This window comes from Tateyamaria sp. LSS28 (assembly GCF_059611725.1).
On sequence record NZ_JCAPFI010000020.1, the window covers coordinates 1 to 732 of the forward strand.

The 732-nt window shown below is 56.7% G+C and carries 1 pseudogene; it reads right to left on the reverse strand.

Going from position 1 to position 732, the window contains the following annotated elements:
• Positions 1-667, reverse strand: a pseudogene (locus tag AC53L6_RS24225) (IS5 family transposase); the annotation flags it as partial.
• Positions 668-732: the final 65 nt, after the last annotated feature.

Below are 732 nucleotides of genomic sequence, written 5' to 3' on the forward strand. Positions count from 1 at the left end.
TCCTTCAATCTGCCGAACATGATCTCGATCCGGTTGCGCCGTTTGTATCGGCGCTTGTCGTATTTGACGGTTTTCTTCCGCTGCTTCCGCCCAGGGATGCAAGCGCGTATCCCTTTGTCTTTCAATGCTTCTCTGAACCAGTCCGCGTCATATCCGCGGTCGCCCAAAAGCCAATCAACCTTCGGCAGGCCGCTCAATAATGCACGTGCGCCGATGTAATCACTGACCTGCCCGGCCGTCACGAACAGATCGAGCGGGCGGCCCTGGCTGTCACAAACGGCATGCAGCTTGGTATTCATTCCTCCCTTGGTCCGACCGATCAGGCGTCCACGCCCCCCTTTTTGACACCCAAACTGGTCGCTGTCCGGTGGGCTTTCAGGTAGGTGGCGTCGATCATTACGGTCGTCTCTTCGCCATGTTCGGCAGCCAAGCCCGCCATCATCTTCGCGAAGATGCCTTTATCGCTCCATCGCTTCCAACGATTGTAGAGCGTCTTGTGTGGACCATAAGCTGCCGGGGCGTCGCGCCACCTTAGGCCATTGCGGTTTATGAAGATTATCCCGCTCAGCACGCGCCGATCGTCAACGCGAGGTTTGCCGTGGGACTTTGGGAAGAAGGGCTCAAGACGCGTCATCTGCGCATCCGTGAGCCAGAAAAGGTCAGACATATTCACCGCTCGTTTTCGAACCGTGAATCACGCCACTAGGCGAAAATCAATGGGTCCTGACCCTA